At 72.8% G+C, this 19,474-nt stretch carries 16 protein-coding genes and 1 riboswitch; of the genes, 10 read left to right on the top strand and 6 right to left on the bottom strand.

Features of this window, described 5'->3' with window-relative positions; genetic code table 11:
• Positions 1-19: 19 nt before the first annotated feature.
• A riboswitch (SAM riboswitch) is annotated at positions 20-144 on the bottom strand.
• 168 nt (positions 145-312) lie between these two features.
• Genes OHL10_RS11525 through OHL10_RS11515 form a run of 3 tightly spaced genes read right to left on the bottom strand, consistent with a single transcriptional unit; the run spans position 313 to position 4,509 of the window.
• Positions 313-894 carry a hypothetical protein gene (locus OHL10_RS11525; protein WP_265522363.1) on the bottom strand — a complete coding sequence of 194 codons (582 nt, stop codon included), beginning with the start codon at positions 892-894 and terminating at the stop codon, positions 313-315.
• Positions 884-1,408 (bottom strand): pyruvoyl-dependent arginine decarboxylase, encoded by a 525-nt coding sequence (locus OHL10_RS11520; protein WP_265522362.1) that lies wholly within the window; start codon positions 1,406-1,408, stop codon positions 884-886. Before OHL10_RS11520 ends, OHL10_RS11525 begins: the two co-directional genes overlap by 11 nt.
• Entirely contained in the window at positions 1,405-4,509 is a 3,105-nt protein-coding gene (locus OHL10_RS11515; protein ID WP_265522361.1) for a response regulator, read from the bottom strand. The genes OHL10_RS11520 and OHL10_RS11515 overlap by 4 nt, the downstream gene beginning before the upstream one ends.
• Positions 4,510-4,637: 128 nt before the next feature.
• Between OHL10_RS11515 and OHL10_RS11510 the strand changes: the two genes are divergently transcribed.
• The 9 genes from OHL10_RS11510 (at position 4,638) to OHL10_RS11470 (ending at position 12,516) form a co-directional block, all read left to right on the top strand.
• Positions 4,638-5,027 (top strand): response regulator, encoded by a 390-nt coding sequence (locus OHL10_RS11510; RefSeq protein ID WP_265522360.1) that lies wholly within the window; start codon positions 4,638-4,640, stop codon positions 5,025-5,027.
• Positions 5,024-5,356, top strand: a complete 333-nt coding sequence (locus tag OHL10_RS11505; protein WP_265522359.1) for an Hpt domain-containing protein — start codon at positions 5,024-5,026, stop codon at positions 5,354-5,356. Before OHL10_RS11510 ends, OHL10_RS11505 begins: the two co-directional genes overlap by 4 nt.
• A 299-nt stretch (positions 5,357-5,655) precedes the next feature.
• Positions 5,656-5,904: a hypothetical protein gene (locus tag OHL10_RS11500; RefSeq protein ID WP_265522358.1), complete on the top strand. Its 249-nt coding sequence runs from the start codon at positions 5,656-5,658 to the stop codon at positions 5,902-5,904.
• 158 nt (positions 5,905-6,062) lie between these two features.
• Entirely contained in the window at positions 6,063-6,314 is a 252-nt protein-coding gene (locus tag OHL10_RS11495; RefSeq protein ID WP_265522357.1) for a LuxR C-terminal-related transcriptional regulator, read from the top strand.
• A gap of 74 nt (positions 6,315-6,388) precedes the next feature.
• Positions 6,389-6,811 carry a (deoxy)nucleoside triphosphate pyrophosphohydrolase gene (locus OHL10_RS11490; protein ID WP_265522356.1) on the top strand — a complete coding sequence of 141 codons (423 nt, stop codon included), beginning with the start codon at positions 6,389-6,391 and terminating at the stop codon, positions 6,809-6,811.
• Between the two features lie 66 nt (positions 6,812-6,877).
• Positions 6,878-7,927 (top strand): N-acetylglucosamine kinase, encoded by a 1,050-nt coding sequence (locus OHL10_RS11485; protein ID WP_265522355.1) that lies wholly within the window; start codon positions 6,878-6,880, stop codon positions 7,925-7,927.
• On the top strand, positions 7,917-8,804 hold the full coding sequence (locus OHL10_RS11480) for a MurR/RpiR family transcriptional regulator (RefSeq protein WP_265522354.1): 888 nt from the start codon (positions 7,917-7,919) through the stop codon (positions 8,802-8,804). Before OHL10_RS11485 ends, OHL10_RS11480 begins: the two co-directional genes overlap by 11 nt.
• On the top strand, positions 8,801-11,719 hold the full coding sequence (locus OHL10_RS11475; RefSeq protein ID WP_265522353.1) for an FAD-binding and (Fe-S)-binding domain-containing protein: 2,919 nt from the start codon (positions 8,801-8,803) through the stop codon (positions 11,717-11,719). Before OHL10_RS11480 ends, OHL10_RS11475 begins: the two co-directional genes overlap by 4 nt.
• An 83-nt stretch (positions 11,720-11,802) precedes the next feature.
• Positions 11,803-12,516 (top strand): DUF2510 domain-containing protein, encoded by a 714-nt coding sequence (locus OHL10_RS11470; RefSeq protein ID WP_265522352.1) that lies wholly within the window; start codon positions 11,803-11,805, stop codon positions 12,514-12,516.
• On the opposite strand, the gene OHL10_RS11465 is transcribed toward OHL10_RS11470, so the two are convergent.
• The 3 genes from OHL10_RS11465 to OHL10_RS11455 form a co-directional block, all read right to left on the bottom strand.
• Positions 12,513-13,763, bottom strand: coding sequence for an MFS transporter (locus OHL10_RS11465; RefSeq protein WP_265522351.1), 1,251 nt, complete (start codon positions 13,761-13,763; stop codon positions 12,513-12,515). The genes OHL10_RS11470 and OHL10_RS11465 overlap by 4 nt on opposite strands.
• An 87-nt stretch (positions 13,764-13,850) precedes the next feature.
• Positions 13,851-14,705, bottom strand: coding sequence for a hypothetical protein (locus OHL10_RS11460; RefSeq protein ID WP_265522350.1), 855 nt, complete (start codon positions 14,703-14,705; stop codon positions 13,851-13,853).
• Positions 14,706-14,945: 240 nt separating this feature from the next.
• Positions 14,946-15,869, bottom strand: coding sequence for a PhzF family phenazine biosynthesis protein (locus OHL10_RS11455; protein WP_265522349.1), 924 nt, complete (start codon positions 15,867-15,869; stop codon positions 14,946-14,948).
• A gap of 203 nt (positions 15,870-16,072) precedes the next feature.
• Here OHL10_RS11455 and OHL10_RS11450 point away from each other — a divergent pair, with 203 nt between their 5' ends.
• Positions 16,073-19,396: a 3-keto-alpha-glucoside-1,2-lyase-like domain-containing protein gene (locus OHL10_RS11450; RefSeq protein WP_265522348.1), complete on the top strand. Its 3,324-nt coding sequence runs from the start codon at positions 16,073-16,075 to the stop codon at positions 19,394-19,396.
• Positions 19,397-19,474 lie beyond the last annotated feature (78 nt).

Raw genomic sequence — 19,474 nt, 5'->3', positions numbered from 1 at the left:
GGTTTCCTCGCAGTCTCGTCGATCACGCTTGCAGTGGCATCGCCCCAGGGGGCGGTGCCGCGGCCAGGTCATCTCCCGGGGCACCCCGACGTGACGTGGGGTTGCCGACCAGCGAGCCGGGGCTTCGCGCTGGTGCTCGTGACCTCGGCACGAGGTATAGCAAGGCGCGTCGCATTCCTCAGCGAATCGATCAGGAATCTCACCTGCTGGACTCTGCGGGGGGCAGGAAGGGGAGCCCGGGTACGAGAACGGCTCCTGACGCCCGGTTGCCCAAGGAGTCAGGAGCCGTCCGCGGAGCCCCTCAGCGGGCGGTCAGTGGAACGTCGTCGCGTAGTACGACTGCTGGTCCACGGTCTCCACGGTCACGTCCTGCGTGCGCTCCAGGTGCCGGCGGAGGTTGTCGGCGAACCGCAGCGAGTCGTCGTTGAACCGGGAGACGTCGTAGGCGCACACGACCCGGTTCTCCGCGAGGTGCGCGACGAGCGCGTCGATCATGTCCATGAACGTGCGCGTCGCGCGGCGGCCCGGGTGGGCGAGCGTGAACCCGATGTACCAGACCGCCCCGCGCGCGGCGTGCTCGGGGTAGCGGGCGGCGAAGAACTCAGGGCTGACCCACGGCACGGCGGCGAGGTCGGTGGCGAGCGTCGTCAGGCCGACGGGCTCGCCCTGCTCGTCGTGCGCGAGGAGCTTGAGCACGCGGGGGTCGGACATCTCCTCGTCGAACTCCTCGCGGTGCAGCACGTGCCGTGCGGCCGCGCGCTCCCGCAGCGGGCCGAACGCCTCGAGGTAGAGCTCCCAGAAGTCGTCGGCCACGTGGCCCGTGACCTGCTCGTGGAAGGTGACCTCGGCGCGGCCCCGTGTCACGGTGCCCGCCCCGGGCCGGTCAGCGCCCATCGGAGGACACCTCCTGCGCGCCCCAGCCCTCGCGACGGTACGTCGCGACGACGACCGCGCAGACAGGCAGCGAGTCGCACGTGATGTGGGACAGCGCGCGGCCGGCTTCGTGGAAACCGCCACCGCGGGTCACCGAGAGGTCCTGGAGGCTCAGCGAGAGGTCCAGGTCGACCTGCTCGTGCGACGGCCCCTCGTGCTCCACGAACAGCCCGGCGCCGCTGTCGTCGTCCCGCAACGACCACGCGACCCCCGCCCACGCCTCGTGGCCGGGGAGCACCGCGTAGGCGTCGGCGTACACGCAGTACAGGGCGTCGCCGTGCTCGCCCACCAGCTGGTCGACCTTGTCGACCTCGAGGACCGTGCTGCCCGGTGGCACGACGGAGCTCAGCCGGATGAGGTTGAAGTTGGCGACGCCCGCGTCCGCGAGCGCTGCGTCGAAGGCCGCGAGGGTGGTGCGACCGGCACCCGTCCCCCTGCTGACCCTGATGGTGAGTCCTGCTGATGCCGTCGTCATGGTGTCCTCTCCGTGGAGTTCTCGTCGACGTCGGGCGGTCGGACCGTCGTCGGAGGTTTCGACCCGGTAAGGATCTCACCCGTGCGCGGGTGGTCCGGGACCGACCGGGCACCTGCGCGGTGCCCGGAGGCCTGATCGAGCAGCGTGAGGACGCGCTCGAGGAGGAGGTCGGGCGATGCCCGTCCCTTGGTGAGGAACACGGTCTCGCCGAGGCGCAGCTCGTCCCGGGCGTCGTCGTCCACCTCGAGGGCGCTGTAGACGACCAGGGGGAGGGCCTGCAGCCGGCCGTCGTGGCGGAGCTCGGCGACGAGCTCGTCACCGCGGCCGTCGGGGAGGTTGAGATCGAGCACGAGCACGCCGGGCGTGTGGTCGGCGACGACCCGGCGTGCCGAGGTGATGGAGTCCGCGTGGATGACCTCGAGCCCGCTGTTCTCGAGGGTGGCGGTCATGACCTGCGCGAGGCTCAGGTCGTCCTCGACGACGAGCACCACGTCGTGGTGCTCGTGGTCGTGGATGACGGAGCGGACAGCGGCGGTGAGGTCGGCGGGCTCGACGGGCTTGACGAGCCAGCCGTTCGCGAGCGCCGCGCTCGCGCCGTCGTCGGAGGGCCGCAGGCCGGAGACGACGATGACCGGCACGTCCGCGGTCGCGGGGTGGCCGCGCAGCGCCGCGAGGACCTCGGCCCCGCTGCTGCCCGGCATGATGAGGTCGAGGACGACGGCGTCGGGGTGGAGCTCGCCGACCGCGCGCAGGGCGTCATCGCCGTCGGTGACCCCGATGACGGTGTACCCGCGCTCCTCGAGCACCGCGCCGAGCACGGCGACGACGAACGGGTCGTCGTCGCACACCAGGACGGTGGCGCCGTCGACCGGTTCGGCGTCGGTGTGGTCGTGCGCGACGGGCCCGGCCTGCGCGACGGGCCGGGTCGGTGCGCTCACGAAGGTGCCCGACGTCGTCTCCGCGCCGGGCACGGATTCCTCGTCGTCGCCCGGACGCGAGGCTCCCGAGGCGGGGGCCGGCGAGGTGGCGCGCGGGAGGGTGAAGAAGAAGGACGAGCCGGTGCCGACGCCGTCGCTGTGCGCCCAGATGCGTCCGCCGTGACGTTCGACGATGCTCCGCGAGATCGCCAGGCCGAGCCCGGTGCCGCCCCGTTCCCTCGCGTCGGAGGCGTCGACCTGCTCGAAGCGGCCGAACACGGGTTCCAGCATCTCGGGCGGGATCCCGCGCCCCTCGTCGTCCACGCGGACCTCGACGAGCTCACCGGTGCTGCGGCACGAGACGTGCACGACGCTGCCCGCGTCGGAGAACTTCACCGCATTGGCGAGCAGGTTGATGAGGGTCTGGACGATGCGGTCGGCGTCCGCCCGAACCCGGGCGTCGGTCGGGATCACCCGCACCTCGACGTCGGCCTCCTCGGCCACGACCCGCACCTGCGTCAGGGCTGACTCGACGAGGGCGGCCACGTCCTGGTCGGTCACGTCGAGCGGGGACGTCCCGGCGTCCATCCGTTCGATGTCGAGGATGTCGTCGATGAGCCGCCCCAGGCGCTCGCTGCTGTCGAGCGCGATGTCGACCATCCGCGTGGCCTGGTCCGGGAGGGTGCCGAGCGCGCCGCCGTGCAGGAGGCCGAGGGCGCCGCGGATCGACGTCAGGGGGGTGCGCAGCTCGTGGCTGACGACGGAGACGAACTCGTCCTTGAGGCGGTCGACCTCCCGACGCTGGGTCACGTCTCGGAAGACGACGACGGCACCGTGGATCACCCCGTCGCCCCGCAGGGGGCTGGCGGTGACCTCGACCGGCACCTCCTTGCCGTCGGCCCGCAGGTAGGTGTCCTCCTCGGCCGTCGCGGTGATGCCCTCGTGGACGGCTTCGGTGATGTAGCACTCGGCGATCGGGTACGACGTGCCGTCCGCCCGCTTCGCGTGCACGACCTCGTGCGCGACGACACCGACGAGGTCGGTGGGCGCATAGCCGAGGGTGCGGGCGCCGGCGTCGTTCATGAAGGTGATACGACCGTCGGCGTCGACGCCGTAGATGCCGTCGGCCACGGACTCGAGGGTCCGCTCGCGCTCGCGCGCGAGCGCGTGGAGCTGGCTGGTGCGTTCCTGGACCCGGCGTTCGAGGCCTTGGCGCAGCGCCTCGTTGTCGACGACGAGCAGGATCTGGCGCGCGGCGACGGTGGCGAGCACGAGGAGCCACAGGATGGTGGAGGCGAGGCTCAGCGCGTTGTCCTGGACCTGGCTGACGCGCACGAGCGCGGCGGCGAGGAAGAGCGCGAAGGTGACGATGGTCCCGGCGACGGGTGAAGCGGCGTCGCGCTGCTCGCGCAGCGGGCTGCCGGAGGCGGCCGGGTGCCGTGCCGCCAGAGCGATCGCGAGGTAGCCGCCGACCCAGGCGATGTCGACGGGGCTGCCGAACGCGAAGCTGCCCTCGGCGTTGAGGATGGCGAACGCGAGGTCGGCGAGGGCGTAGAGCACGAACCCGGCGCCCACAAGGACGAGCGGTACCCGTTCCGCCCTGCTCGAGCGCGTGATGAGCAGGACGGCGAGCGTGGCCAGGACGGAGTCGACGACGGGGAGCGCCAGGGCCGTGAAGCGCTCGAAGCCCGTGCCGCCGTCGGTCAGGACACCGGGGAAGACCGCGAACAGGGCGACGTAGAGCAGCGACCCGCCGACGACGACGCCGTCCAGCAGCATCCGGACGAGCTCGGCGCCGCGGGGCCGGACGACCGGGAACGACGCGACGCCGACGATGCCGAGCAGGAGCGCGAGGATGTAGGCCGCGTCGCCCGCCGTGGGGTCGCCCAGGAGTGCCGAGTACAGGTTGCCGACGAGCCCGACCGTGCCGCCGGCGGAGAGCAGCCCCCACGCGCGCCGGCGGCGGCCCGTGGACCGCACCGCACGCGCGCCGCAGCTGATCGCGGCGGCGATGCCGGCGAACGCGAGCCCGCTGCGGGAGACGGTCTCGCGGACCGCAGGGTCCAGGTCGCTCGCGAGCACGGCAAGCACGGCGAAGACCACGAGACCGAACGCCCACGCCCAGGCGACGAAGCGGTGCGACGCCTGCTCGGAGCCGAGGGCGTGCCGGTCGGTGACGATCATGCACGCAGCCTATGAGCACAGGCTCTCGCGCACCCTCCGAGGCGCCGTACCGTCTCGGCCAGCGGTTCCGGGAGCGGCGCGGCCCCTCCCGGGATAGCGTCGTCGCACACAGGGACGAGGGAGGCGGGATGCGTACGGGGTCGGTGCGCCGGATCGTCGTTGTCGATGACGACCCCTCGATCCGGGAGGTGGCTGTCCTCGCGCTGTCCCTCGTCGGCGGCCACGACGTCGCCGCTGCCGCAGACGGCGCCGACGGGCTCGACCTGGTCCGGTGCGGTCCGACGGACGCCCTCCTGCTCGACGTGATGATGCCGATCGTCGACGGCCCGAGCATCCTCGCCCAGATGCGTGCCGACGACAGCACGCGGGACGTCCCCGTCATCTTCCTCACGGCGAAGCTCCACCACAGCGACCAGTCGGCGTGGGACGGGCTTGGTCTCGCCGGGGTGATCGCCAAACCGTTCGACCCCATGACGCTGGCCACCGAGGTCGCCGACCTCCTGGGTTGGGAGTCGTGAGCGGCGCGGACGACGAGCTCGACGTGGTGCTGCAGCAGATCGCAGCCCGTGCGCGGGAGCGGAACCGGGCCCGGACCGGGCGCCTCGCCGACCTCGTCCCGTCGCTCGGCTCACCGGGGGAGGACCCCTCGTTGCGGGAGCTCGCGGTCGAGCTGGCGCACCAGGTCGCGGGCTCGGCCGGGACGTTCGGCGCTCGGGACGCCGGCCGGATCGCCCGCGAGCTCGAGGCCGCGCTGCGGGACGGGAGCCCGGCCCGTCCGACCGGCGAGGGCGACCCGGATCACCTGCGCCGCCTGATCGAGGAGCTGCGTCGCGCGCTGGAGGGCTGAGTCCCGGTGGGTGGTCCCACCATTCTTGAGTCGATCTTGAGGTGATCCTTCGGTATCAACGGCCTTGGCTTGAGGTCAAGGCACCACCTTTGTCATCGGGGGACAGTCCCCTGCAGGACGGAGGGGACACGATGACCACCGATGCGACAGTCGAACCGCTCAGCCCTCGTTGGGGTGGCGGTGCCTCTCGTCCTGTGCAGCTGCGCCGGGACCGCGCCCTCACGGACGCGGACGTCGAGCGCCGAGCGATCACCCGACCACGGACGGCCGCGGTGCGTCGCACCACGACGGAGGCCCCGATGCACCACCCCACACCTACCTACTTCTCGTCGGGGCCGCACGCCACGGTCGAGCAGGCCATGGCCGCACTGAGCGACGCGTTGGAGCTCGCGCTCGAGGAGGACCGCGCCTGCGGGATGCTCCCGACGGTCGAGCACATGAGCCTGGACGTCCAGAGCGAGGACAGTTCGGTCGTCCTGCGCCACACAGCGGTCGCACTGGTCCTCATCAGCTACCGACGGGACCCGGCCGGCCCCCCAGCCGACTGAGTCCGACGGGTCGCCAGAACAAACTTCGGAGAACCGCGTCATAAAACGGCGCCTCCTCCATCTCTTCTGGTAGCACAGGCCAGTTTCACCTGACAGCACCACCACACCGGGACCCGCCACGAGGGGATGACGTGACCGGCGAACAGACGGAGGAAGTCATGAGCATCATCGAGCTGGTCCGCCCAGTCGCGGACCCCGCACCAGCACCGCGACCAGCAGAGCCGCTGACCCGGCGCGAGCGCGTCGTGCTGTCCAACCTGTCCGAGGACGTGACCCTGGAGCAGATCGCGACGAAGCTGTTCGTGACCCGCAACACGGTGAAGTCCCAGGTCCGGAGCCTGTACCGCAAGCTCGGTGTCTCGACGCGTGCCGAGGCCGTGGCGTGGGCGCGTCGGGCCGGCATCAGCTGAGGCTCGCAGAGTCGCACGTGCACGACATCGCGGTGCATCGCACCGCAGCGAGGTGGGCGTGAAAGACTTCGCCCATGACGGTGCGCAGGCTCGTGGTAGCGGCGGCTCTGGTAGACGATCTCGCCGCCCCGCAACGCCTGCTCGCCGCGCGGCGCACACGACCGGCCGAGCTGGCTGGACGATGGGAGTTCCCCGGGGGCAAGGTCGACCCGGGTGAGACGCCGGTCGAGGCGCTGCATCGTGAGATCGCCGAGGAGCTCGGCGTGCAGGTGGAGCTCGGCGAGGAGATCGTCGGGCCCGAGGCCGGCGGATGGGTGATCACCGACCGGCACGTCATGCGGTTGTGGTTCGCGCGGGTGACCGGCGGTGAGCCCGCCCCGCTGGTCGAGCACGACGAGCTGGCCTGGCTCGGTCCGGGGGAGTGGTTCACCGTCCCGTGGCTCGACGCGGACGTCCCGATCGTGCGCCACCTGGACCGCCTGACGGCGCCGGTGTGACAGGCTCGCCCTGTCACGATTCTCCACACTTCTTCAATCCTGTGAAAGTTTGTGCCACAATGGGGCGTGCCCAGCAGCCGTGAGCCCGACGCGTGGCTCCTCGCGCTCGACGTCGGCGGCTCGGGGAGCCGCCTCGTCGCCCGTCGCCTGCGTCCTGCCGGCCCTGCTCGCCGCTCAGGTGAAGGACTCCCGGGCGAGAACGACGTCACCCTGACCGGACGGCCCGTCGCGGTGCACGCGCACGGTAGCGACGCGGCCGACGTGGTCGACGAGCTCCTTTCCGCGCTGCGCCGGGACGCCCCGGCGGTCGTGCACGACGGCGTGGCCGCCGCCGCCGTCGGCGTCACCGGCCTCGCGACCCTGGTCCGCGACCCCGACCAGATCCACGACGTCCTGCGCCGCCACGTCCCGGTCCCCCGCACCGCGGTCGCCGCCGACGCCCTCACCGCCCACCTCGGCGCGCTCGGTGGCCGGGCGGGCGCGGTGGTCGCGGTCGGCACCGGCGCGATCGCCCTCGGGACGGACCTGCGAGGCACGTGGCAGCGGGTCGACGGCTGGGGGCACCTGATCGGCGACCTCGGCGCGGGCTCCTGGATCGGGACGAGCGGCCTGCGGGCCGCGGTCGCCGCCCACGACGGTCGCGCGAGCGGCGGGTCGCCCGCGCTCCTCGCGGCCGCGACCGCCCGGTTCGGGCCCGTCGAGGACTGGCCCGGTCGGCTCTACACCCGGCCCGACCGCGCGCAGGTGCTCGCGTCCTTCACCCCCGCGGTCGTGGCGGCCGCGCACGACGACGACCCGGCCGCCCGCCAGGTGCTCGCCGGTGCGGGCGTCCACCTCGCGACGACGCTCGCCGCCGCGCTGCACCCCGACCTTCCGCGGCTGGCCGCCGCGACCGGCGGCGTCCTCGCCGCGGGGGAGCTGCTCACCGGCCCGCTGCGCGCCCGGTTCGCCGTCCTGCAGCCGCAGGCCGAGCTGGTCCCCGCCGCCGGCACCCCGCTGGACGGCGCGCTGCACCTGGCCGAACGCCTCGCGCTCGACCCGGGCTCCGTCGTCGGGCACTCCCCGTGGCTGAGCACCGGACCCCACCCCGAACCGGAGGAACCCCATGGCAGGTGACGGACTCGTCCGCATCCGACAGGCGCTGCCCACGCTGCGCCCGGCCGAGGCGCGTGTCGCCCAGGCGGTGCTCGACGACCCGGTGGTCGTCGTCGGCCGCACCATCACCGAGCTCGCCGCGCAGGTCGGCACGTCGCAGGCGACGGTCGTGCGGTTCTGCCGCGCCGTGGGCTACGCGGGCTACCCGGAGTTCCGGATCGACCTCGCCCAGGCGACGAGCCGGCGCGCGGTCGAGGAGGAGCGCGCGAACGTCGCGCACGGCGAGATCGACCCGGACGACACGGTGCAGGACGTCGTGTCCAAGATCGCCTACCACGAGGCACGGACCATCGAGGAGACCGCGCGCATGCTCGACCTCGACGCGCTCGAGGCGGTCGCCGAGGCGGTCGCGGGCGCGTCGCGGGTGGACGTCTTCGGGGTCGGGTCGAGCGGTCTGACCGCGCAGGACCTCGCGCAGAAGCTCCAGCGCATCGGACTGGTGTGCTTCGCGTCGCCGGACCCGCACGTGCAGATGCAGTCGGCGTCGCTGCTCGGCCCGGACGCGGTCGCGGTGGGCGTCTCGCACAGCGGCCTGACGATCGAGACCAACCACGCGCTCGCCATCGCGCACCGCGCCGGGGCGAGGACGGTGGCCGTCACCAACTTCCCCGAGTCCCCGCTCGTCGAGCACGCCGACCTCGTGCTCACCACGACCGCCCGCGAGACGCAGTTCCGCTCCGGCGCGCTCTCCAGCCGAATCGCGCAGCTCGCGCTCGTCGACTTCCTCTTCGTGCGGGTCGCCCAGCGCCGCTACGAGCGCACGAGCGAGACCCTGCGCGCGACGTACGAGGCGGTGCAGCCCCACCGCCTCGGGTACGACAAGCGGGGCCGGGCGTGAGGGAGGCCGTCGCGCTCGACGTCCACACCGACCTGCTGACCCGCGTCGCGACGGCCCACGACGCGTCGCACTACCTGCTGCGCCCCGCCGCCGTGGTGCGTGCCCGTTCCGTGGCTGACGTCGTCGCCGCGCTCGGCGAGGCGCGCCGCCGCGGGCTGCCGGTCACCTTCCGCTCGGGCGGGACGAGCCTCTCCGGCCAGGCGTCGGGCGCCGGTCTGCTCGTCGACACCCGCACGGCCTTCACCGGGGTCGAGGTGCTCGACGACGGCGCCCGGGTCCGGTGCGAGCCGGGCGTGACCCTGCGGCTCGTCAACGCGCGCCTCGCCCGGTACGGGCGCCGCCTCGGCCCCGACCCGGCGAGCGAGATCGCGTGCACGATCGGGGGAGTGGTCGCGAACAACTCCTCGGGGATGTCCTGCGGCACCGTCGACACCGCCTACCGGACGCTCGAGTCCATGACGCTCGTCCTGCCGGGCGGGACGGTCCTCGACACGGGCGCGGCCGACGCCGACGAGCGTCTGCGCGCTCTGGAACCCGAGCTGTACCGCGGCCTCGCCGAGCTCCGCGACCGGGTGCGTGCCAGCCCGGCCGCGTGCGCCGAGATCGCTCGCCAGTACGCCATGAAGAACACCATGGGCTACGGGGTGAACGCGTTCGTCGACCACGACGACCCCGTGCGGATCCTCGAGCACCTCGTCGTGGGCTCGGAGGGCACGCTCGCGTTCGTCGCCGACGTCACCCTGCGCACGGTCCCCGCGCTGCCCGCCGCCGCGACGACGCTCCTCGTCCTCGACTCGCTCGAGCGCGCCACCGACGCCCTCGGACCGCTCACCGGCACCGGCGCACGGGCGATCGAGCTGCTCGACACCGCGTCGCTGCGCGTGGCCGCGGCCGACCCGCAGGCCGACGCGTCGATGCGCTCGCTCGCCGGCGCGCTCGCGGACAGCCCCGCCACGGGGCTCACGGCGCTGCTCGTGGAGTACCAGGCCGAGGGGGACGACGCGCTGGCGGGGTTCGAGGACCGGGCGCGGGACGTCGTCGGGCGCCTGGAGCTGGCCGCGCCGGCCGCGCTGACGCGGGCCGCCGCCGCCCGGGCCCGCCTGTGGCGCGTGCGCAAGGGGCTGTACACCGCGGTCGCGGGCGCGCGACCGCCCGGCAGCACCGCGCTGCTGGAGGACGTGGCCGTCCCGGTCGCCGACCTCACGGCCACGGTCCGCGACCTCAACGGCCTCTTCGTGACCCACGGGTACACCGACGCCGTGACGTTCGGGCACGCCAAGGACGGCAACCTGCACTTCATGATCAACCCGCGCCTCGACGACCCGCGCGAGCTGCAGCGGTACACGGCCTTCACGGACGACCTCGTCGACCTGGTGCTCGGGCACGGTGGAACGCTCAAGGCCGAGCACGGCACGGGCCGCATCATGGCACCGTTCGTGCGCCGTCAGTTCGGTGACGAGCTCTACGCCGTGATGCGCCGCGTCAAGGAGCTGTGCGACCCGGACGGCCTGCTCAACCCCGGTGTGCTCCTCGACGAGGACCCCACCGCGCACCTGCGGCACCTCAAGCTCGTGCCCTCGGTCGGGGCGGGCGGCGGCGCGCTCACCGAGACGGTCGACCGCTGCGTCGAGTGCGGCTACTGCGAGCCGTCGTGCCCGTCGCGCACCGTCACGACCACACCCCGGCAGCGCATCGCCCTGCTTCGGGAGATCGCGGTCGCGCCCGCGCCCGAGCGGCGTGAGCTGGAGCGGGCGTTCGACCACGCGGGCGTCGACACGTGCGCGGTCGACTCGCTGTGCGTCGTCGCGTGCCCCGTCGCGATCGACACCGGCTCGGTCATGAAGGGGCACCGTGCCCAGCGGCACGGCCCGGTGGTGCGTCGCGCCGGCGTCGTGGCGGCCGACCACTGGGCGGGAGCCGTCACCGGGCTGCGCGGCGCGCTCGCCGTCGCCGACGTGCTCCCGACGCCCGTCCTGGCCGCCGCGTCCCGTGCGGGCCGCACCGTGCTCGGCGCGGACACCGTGCCCCTCGCCGGGGCCGACCTCCCGGGCGCCGGTCCGCGGCGCGTCGCCGGGGAGGCGACGTCGGGCCTGGCCGCGGACGCCGTCCTGTTCCCCTCGTGCACCGGGTCGCTCTTCGAGGCGGCCGGCACGGATATCGACGTCGGCGACGGTGCGGGTGCCGGGGGAGCGGCGGCGGCGTTCACCGCGCTGTGCGAGCGCGCGGGCGTCGGCCTCGTCGTCCCCGAGGGGATCGGGGGCCTGTGCTGCGGCACACCCTGGACCTCCAAGGGGCTGCCCGACGGCGCCGCGGCCATGGCCCGTCGCACCGCCGCCGCGCTGTGGGCCGCCACGCGCGGCGGGGAGCTGCCCGTCGTCTGCGACGCATCGAGCTGCACGCATGGCCTCACGGGCATCGGCGCGCACCTCGACGGCGCCGAGCGGGCGCGCTTCGACCGGCTGCGGGTGGTCGACGCGGTGACGTTCGTGCGCACCGACGTCCTGCCCGCGCTCGCCGAGCGCGGGGTGCTCGGGTCCGAGGGCGGGTCGGGCGGCCCGACGGGAGAGGCGGGGACCGTCGTCGTGCACCCCACGTGCTCGACCGTCCACCTCGGTGCGGTCGACGACCTGCGGGCCGTCGCCGCCGCGACCGGTGCGCGGGTCGTCGTGCCCGACGCGTGGGGCTGCTGCGGGTTCGCCGGCGACCGCGGGTTCCTCCACCCCGAGCTGACCGCGGCCGCGACGGCCGCCGAGGCGGCGGAGGTCGCGCGGGTGGTGGGGGAGACGGCAGCAGGGGGCGCCGCGGGCCCGGTCGCCTACGTCTCGAGCAACCGCACCTGCGAGATCGGCATGTCGCGCGCGACCGGCGAGGAGTACGTGCACGTCCTCGAACTGCTGGAATCGGCGACGCGCTGACCCTCGACGCGCCGAGACCACCGGTGGCACTAGGGTCTGGGGCGTGCACCGCGACAGTGCGGCGCGAGCGACGGAGGGCGTACGTGGAGACAGCACCGGGTTGGCGTCAGGCCGGAGAGCCGGGGAACCTGCGATGGTGGGACGGGCAGCGGTGGACCGGATTCACGGTCAAGCGCGGGGTCCCGACGGTGGACTGGGCCACGACGGAGCAACCGACGCTCACCTGGGTCCTGGGGTTCGTCTTCCTGCTGCTGGGTGCCGTGCAGACGGCGATCGGCTCGTGGGGTGCAATCACGACGTACGCGCTGGGAGCACTGTGGTTGGCGATCGCCGCCCAGACCGGCCGCGTGCGGCGCGTCCCCGCGCCGTCGAGCCCGCCGGAGGTGGTCGAGGTCGTGCGTCCGCTACCTGGCGAGCAGGAGGGTCCGTTCGCGGGCTGGTACGTCATCGCCCCGCAGACGTCGCGGTGGTGGACCGGTGCGCGCTGGTCGCAGTACACGTACAGCCGCTACGGCATCCGTCCGACGTTCCACGGCCCGCGTTCCTTCCGCCGGTACCGGGTCCTCTCGTGGAGCATCCTCGCCCTCGGCGCAGGCACGGCCGTCGCGGGCGTGGTGTGTCTCGTCGTCGGCGCGGACGCACCGTCGAGCAGCCCGCTCACGGTGATCGGCGTCTTCCTTCTGCTCGGGGGAGTGCTGCTCGCGGTGGTGGCGGCCGTGCTGCTGGGGATGTCGAGCACGTACCGTCGGGTGCTGCTGCTGCCTCCCGGACCGCCGCACGGGCCACCGCACGGTTAGTCGGACGGGCTCCGCAGAGGTCGCACCTGGCCGGCGAGGGCGAAGCCCAGCACGGCCGCGACGCAGATCGTCAGCAGGGCCTCGCGCGCACCGACGGAGTCGGCGAGCAGCCCGAGCAGGGGTGGGGCGCTGAGCTGTGCCACCGACGCGAACGACGTGACGACCGAGACGCGGCCCGGTGCGTGCAGCGGGTCGTCGGAGGCTGCCGCCACCGCGATGGGGTTGCCGAGCGCCGCGCCGCAGCCCCAGGCGACGATGCCCAGCCACGCGACCGGCAGCACCGGGGCGAGGCCGAAGAGCAGCAGACCGCCGAGCGTCGCACCGGCGGAGGCGCGTAGCACCGCGACCCGGCCGAACCGGTCGATGAGGCGGGTGCCGAGCAGGCGGAACACCGTCATCGACGTGATGAAGGTGCCGTAGGCCAGCGCCCCGACGGCCTCCCGCTCGGCGAAACCGTCCACGACGGCGATCGCCATCCAGGTGCTCGCCGAGCCCTCGGACAGCGACGCGGCCAGCAGGACGAGCCCGAGGAGCACCGTGCGGCGCTCGCGCCACGCCCCCAGCGCGGTACGCATCCCGCCACGTCGGGGCGTCGGGGCGGACGAGCCGTCGGACGCACGCGTCCCGGCCCCGCTCCCGACCTCGCCCTCGTGCGCGGCGGCGAGGACCTCGGGGGCGAAGGCGGTCGCGGGGCGGATGAGCACGAGCCGCACCGCGGCGCCGACCACCGCGACCGCCAGGACGTGCACGCTCACGGGGACCTGCGCCCAGGAGAACCCCGCGCCGACGAGCGTGCCCAGGGCAGCGCCGATCGAGAACGCGGCGTGGAAGTGCGGCAGGATCGCGCGGCCGACGCGCTGCTCGACGAAGGCCGCGTTGAGGTTGATCGGGACGTTCGCCGCCGCGCCGCTCACCCCGTTGAGGAAGGCGCCCGCCGCGAAGAGCGCGGGGTTGCCGGTCGCCGTGGCGACGGCGACGAGCGCGAACCCGGCGACGTTGGCCGCCGTCGCCGCGACGAGCAGGCGCCGGTTGCCGAAGCGCACCACGAGCGCACCCGCGACGAGCACCGAGCACAGCGCGCCCACCGCACCGACGACGAGCAGCGCGCCGAGCTCGGCGGAGCCGAGGCCGAGGTCCGCGCGGATCGACGGCAGGCGGCTCAACCACGAGGTGAACGTCAGCCCGATGACGCCGAACAGGCCGAGCAGGGACCGGCGGGCACGCCGGACGGCGAGATCGGTGGGCATCCGCGTCATCCTACGGACCGAGCCCCGCGGCAGGTGCCGCGGGGCTCGGTCGTGTCGATCGGGTCGATCAGGTCTGTCGGCGACGGGTCAGGCGGCCGAGCGGTTGCGCAGGCGCAGCACGGTCAGCAGCGTTCCGCCGCCGACGAGCGCCGCAGCGATCCCGGCCATCAGGGCCGTCGAGGTCCCCGTGGTGGCGAGCTCGTCCGTCACGGCCTGCTCGGCGGCGGGCGCCGAGACCGGCACGGTGGTCCCGAGGTCGGTCCCGGTCTCGTCCTCGGACCGGCCGTCGGTCAGGTGGCCGGTCCGGTCGTCGTCCTCGTCGCCGGTCCCGGTCTCGTCGGTCGTGCTGTCCTCGCCGTCCTCGGGCCCGGTGGTGCCGGGCAGCTCGGTACCGGGCTCCTGCGGACGCGTGTCCTCACCGGGGACCTCGGTCTCCTCGCCCGGCTCCTCGGTGTCCTCACCGGGGACCTCGGGCTCCTCGACCGGAAGCTCGGGCTCCTCGACCGGGACCTCGGTCTCCTCGCCGGGGGGCGTCACGGGAGGCGTCGTTCCGGGGGTGTCGGTGCAGACCGGCTCCTGCCCGCCCTCGCCGAAGTGCTCGTTGTACTTGCTCACCTGGACCCAGGTGATGCAGTAGCCCTCGGGGAACGCCGCGGCGGCTCCGGCAAAGTCGTAGAACTCGGCACCGATGTAGATGCCGCCCGGCTGACCGTTGTTCGGGTCGAAGTGCGTGCCGAAGCCCTTCTTGTCGGCGCCGGTGAGGTCCGTCGCCTTGTAGTTGACGTGCCCGCTGGACTCGAAGGTCACGCCGGCCGGCAGCCGCACCCCCCCTGCAGTGACCGTGTACGGCGTCGGGGAGTCCGACCCGCCGGCGAGCGCCGCGCCGGCGGGTCCGGCGACGACGAGGAGGGCTGCGAGGGTGGCCGCGGAGGCAACGCGCATGGGGGGATGTGTCCTTTCGAGACGTTCCGTGGTCGCGCTTCCACCGACAGAGGGTGCGGCGCGGGCGTAGCGGGGGGTGTTCTTCGATACCACCATGGAACTGGTCGCTCGTCCAAGTTCGCGCCCGAGGCCGTTCCGGAGATGTCCGTGCAGGTCAGACGGGGTGCGGAGCCGCTCGAGTGGCGGGCGTCACTCCCGGTTCACCCGAGGTTTCACCCCGTTCGAACCGGGTGCGAAGCGTCAGAACCGGACGGTTCCGGCCACGGCGGTGACGCTCGCCCCGCCGATCCAGACGGAGCCCTCGTCGTCGCGCTCGACGTGCACCCTCCCGGCGCGGCCGAGCGCACCGCCCTGGCTCGCGACGTACGCCTGCGGTGCGCGCCCCGACCCGATCAGCCACTGGCCGATCACGGCGTTCAGGCTGCCTGTCACCGGGTCCTCCGGGATCCCCATCGAGAGCGCGAACCCGCGCACCTCGAACGCGGCCCCGTCCGGTCCGGGGCCGTCGGCGTAGGGCCCCACGACCCCGACCGAGAGGTCCGGGTGCTGCGCGCGCAGGGCGGTGAAGTCGGGGCCGAGCGCGGCCACCCGCTCGGCGGAGTCGAGCAGCACGACGCGCCACCCGGGCCCGTTGTCGAGGAATCGGTGGTCGACGACCGCGTCGTCGGTGAGCCCGAGCGCAGCCGTCAGCGCGGCGAGCTCGTCGGGGTCGACCGGTGCGTCGGTGACCAGGTCGGGTGCGCGGAAGGCGAGCCGACCGCTTGCGGAGGACGCGTCGTCGGGCACGTCATCGGGCTCGGACCGGCGGATGGTGACGAGGCCCGCGCCGCACTCCTGCACGACGGTGCCGCTCGTGCGGGGCTTCCCGCCGGCCTCGAGCCAGGCGTGGCACGAGCCGAGCGTGGGGTGCCCGGCGAACGGCAGCTCGCCGCCCGGGGTGAAGATCCGCAGCCGGTAGTCGGCGGCGTCGGTGGTCGGCGGCAGCGCGAAAGTCGTCTCGGAGAGGTTGGTCCACCGGGCGAACCGGGCCATCTGCTCGTCGTCCAGGTCCTCGCCGTCGAGGACCACGGCGACGGGGTTGCCACGGAATGCCTCGGTCGAGAAGACGTCGACCTGGGCGAAGGGTCGGGACGGCGTGACGTCACCATGGCGTGCGCTGCTCATGAGCCAGAGCCTAGGGCCCTGTGACCTGCACGAACAGTCCCGACCGCGTCCAGGTTGCACCGAAACCTCCCCTTCTGCCGATTGCTTTGCAGAAGTTGTAGACGTCGCGTTAGAAGAGGGTTACGGTGGACAGCGTTGTCACCGACAGCGTGCGAGGGGGCGCGCCGTCGACCCAGTGCTCGATCACCCGCGAAGGAGCGACGATGCTCGCACGCACCACAGCCCCACCCTCCAGACGCCGCCGCGGCGTCGCGTCCCTTGCCCTCGGCGCAGTTCTCGCCGCCGGCTGGGCCGTTCCGACCGCCGCCGCCGACGACGACCTGCCCGCGCAGGAGCCGGGCGTCACGCTCCGGACGTTCCAGCTCGCCCAGAACCCTGGCAGCGTCTGCACGCTCAGGTCGGGGCAGACTCCGAACGTCGACAAGGTCATGCCGACCATCGACTGGAACTCCCCCGAGCACTTCGGAGCCTCGGACAACTTCATCTCGCACGTGCACGCGAACCTGCACGCACCCGCGGACGGCGAGTACACGTTCCGCGTGACGAACGACGACGGCGCCCTCGTCTACCTGAACGACACGCTGCTCCTGGAGAACGACGGCCCCAACGACTCGACGTCCGTCGAGGGCACCATCACGCTGACCGAGGGTACGCACGACCTGCGGATCGAGTACTACGAGGGCTCGTTCGACGAGCGCCTCACCCTCGCGTGGAAGACGCCGGGCAGCACGACCTTCGAGGTCGTCCCCACCAGCGCGCTGAGCACCGAGGCCGACGTGGTGCGCGTGACCGCGCCCGGCTACAAGTACTGCGAGGGTGCGACCGACACGGCCGGTGACGGCCTGCGGCTCGACGCCGTCAACCCCAACTACGAGCTGATCGACCTGCGTCCCCAGGGCTTCGAACCCAAGGTCTCGGGCCTGGCGTTCACCGACGACGAGCAGCTCGCCGTCGTGACCACCGGCTCGGTCAGCTCCGGCGGCTGGGTCCCGAACGCCCAGCCCGGTGAGGTCTTCCTCCTCGACGGTGTCGTCGAGGCGACCGGCCCCGACGACGTCGAGGTGACGAAGGTTGCGACCGACCTGCTCAACCCCATGGGCATCGAGGTGATCGAGGACTCGATCTTCGTCTCCGAGCGCCACCAGCTGACGCAGCTCACCGACCCCGACGGCGACGGGTTCTACGACACGCACACGACCATCGCGGAGTGGCCCGACGGCGGCAACTTCCACGAGTTCGCGTTCGGCCTCGTCCATGACGAGGACCACTTCTACGTGAACCTCTCCGTGGCCATCAACAACGGCGGTGCGACGACGAACCCGCAGCCCGCGGCCAACCGCGGCACGGCCATCAAGATCGACCGCGAGACGGGCGAGATCTCCTACGTCGCGGGCGGCCTGCGCACCCCGAACGGCATCGGGTTCGGCCCGGAGGGCGACCTGTTCGCGACGGACAACCAGGGCGCGTGGCTGCCCTCGAACAAGCTCGTGCACATCGAGCAGGACCGGTTCTTCAACCACTTCACCAACCCCGCCGGGCCCTTCGACTCCAACCCGGTCACCCCGCCCGCGGTGTGGTTCCCGCAGAACGAGATCGGCAACTCTCCGGGCAACCCGATCCTCGTCGAGGACGGGGAGTTCGCCGGGCAGATGTTCGTCGGTGACGTGACCTACGGCGGCATCCAGCGCACGTTCCTCGAGAAGGTCGACGGCGAGTACCAGGGCGCGGTCTTCCGCCACTCCGCCGGCTTCGAGGTCGGGGTCAACCGGATCCTCACCGGCCCCGACGGTGCGCTGTACGTCGGCGGTACCGGCGAGGGCGGCAACTGGGGCGAGTCCGGCAAGCTGCGGTTCGGCCTCCAGAAGCTCACCACCGTCAGCGAGGACGCGTTCGACATCAAGGAGATGCGGGTCGTCGAGGGCGGGTTCGAGCTCGAGTACACCGACCCCGTCTCCGACGAGGTCGTGGCGAACCTGGACGACGCCTACGACGTCACGCAGTGGCGCTACGTGCCGACCCAGCAGTACGGCGGCCCGAAGGTCGACGAGCAGCCCCTGTTCGTCGCCGACGCCCAGGTGTCCGAGGACCGCACCACGGTCACGCTGCAGATCGACGACCTCAAGCCCGGTCACGTCGTGCACGTGCGCTCGCCGCGCCCGTTCGCGTCGGCGGAGGGCACCGAGCTGCTGAGCACCGAGGCCTGGTACACGCTGAACTCGTTGCCCGGCTACGTCGCCCCGGCGGACCGCGGCTGGTACGAGGCAGAGCTGGCCCAGCCGCTCGGCGCCTCCGGCATCGCCAAGGACCACAGCAACTACTCGGGCACGGGCTTCGCGGCCGGCATCCAGAACGTCGGCTCGGGTCGCCAGTTCGCGGTCACGGTCGACGAGGCGGGCACCTACCCGCTGCACCTGCGGTACGCCAACGGGATCCACCCGTACACCGAGCTGCGCTCCAAGAACGTGTCGCTCTACGTCAACGGCGAGAAGATCGGCCCGTGGACCCTTCCGACGACCGGTGACTGGAAGACGTGGGCCGTCGAGTCGCGCGACGTCGAGCTCGACGCCGGTGCGAACTCCATCGCCATCCAGGTCGACGAGGTGGGCGAGGGCCACGTCAACCTCGACGTCCTGTCGGTCGGCGAGAACGTCGACATCTGCACCCCGGGTGACGTCGAGGACGGCTACACGGCGCTCTTCGACGGCACGCTCGCGAGCCTGAACGACGGGTGGCGGATGGCCGGGCCCGGTGGGTTCGGACGCCAGGACGACTGCTCCATCCGTACCGAGGGCGGCATGGGCCTGCTCTGGTACACCGAGCAGGAGTTCGAGCGGTACAACCTCAAGCTGGACTGGAAGCTCGTGAAGGACGACAACAGCGGGATCTTCGTCGGGTTCCCGAACCCCGGCAACGACCCGTGGGTCGCGGTCAACCAGGGCTACGAGGTCCAGATCGACGCGACGGACGCGGCAGACCGCACCACAGGGGCGATCTACACGTTCCAGGGCGCCGACCCGGAGGCCGTCGAAGCGTCCCTCAAGCCGGTCGGGCAGTGGAACGCGTACGACATCCGGGTCGAGGGGGACCGCATCCGCGTCTACCTCAACGACACGCTCGTCAACGACTTCACGAGCACCGACCCCGCTCGCGACCTGTCGAGCGGCTTCTTCGGGATCCAGAACCACGGCGGTGGCGAGACGGTCTCGTTCCGCAACATCCGGATCCAGGAGCTCGAGGAGGCCGCGGACGAGCTGGCCGTGAGCACGGAGGCGCAGGTGCGCTGCCTCGCGGGCAGGACGCACGTCGCCGTCCGTGCCACGAACGACGACACGGTCCCGGCGGACATCACCCTCTCGACGCCGTTCGGCGAGAAGACGGTCACCGGCGTCCAGCCCGGGAAGTCCGCCTACCAGTCGTTCACCACGAGGGCGACCTCCGTCGAGGCGGGCGTCGCGCAGGTGTCGGCGACGGGTGACGGGCGGACCTTCGAGTCCGACGTCGCGTACGACGCCCTGAGCTGCGGCTGACGGTTCGACCCAGGGGCCCGCGTCCGGCAGCATGCTGCCGGACGCGGGCCCTGACCCGTTCGCACGAGAAGGAGCACC

Source organism: Oerskovia flava (genome assembly GCF_026163685.1).
Lineage (GTDB): Bacteria > Actinomycetota > Actinomycetes > Actinomycetales > Cellulomonadaceae > Oerskovia_A > Oerskovia_A flava.
This window is presented reverse-complemented; position numbering and strand designations above follow the sequence as displayed.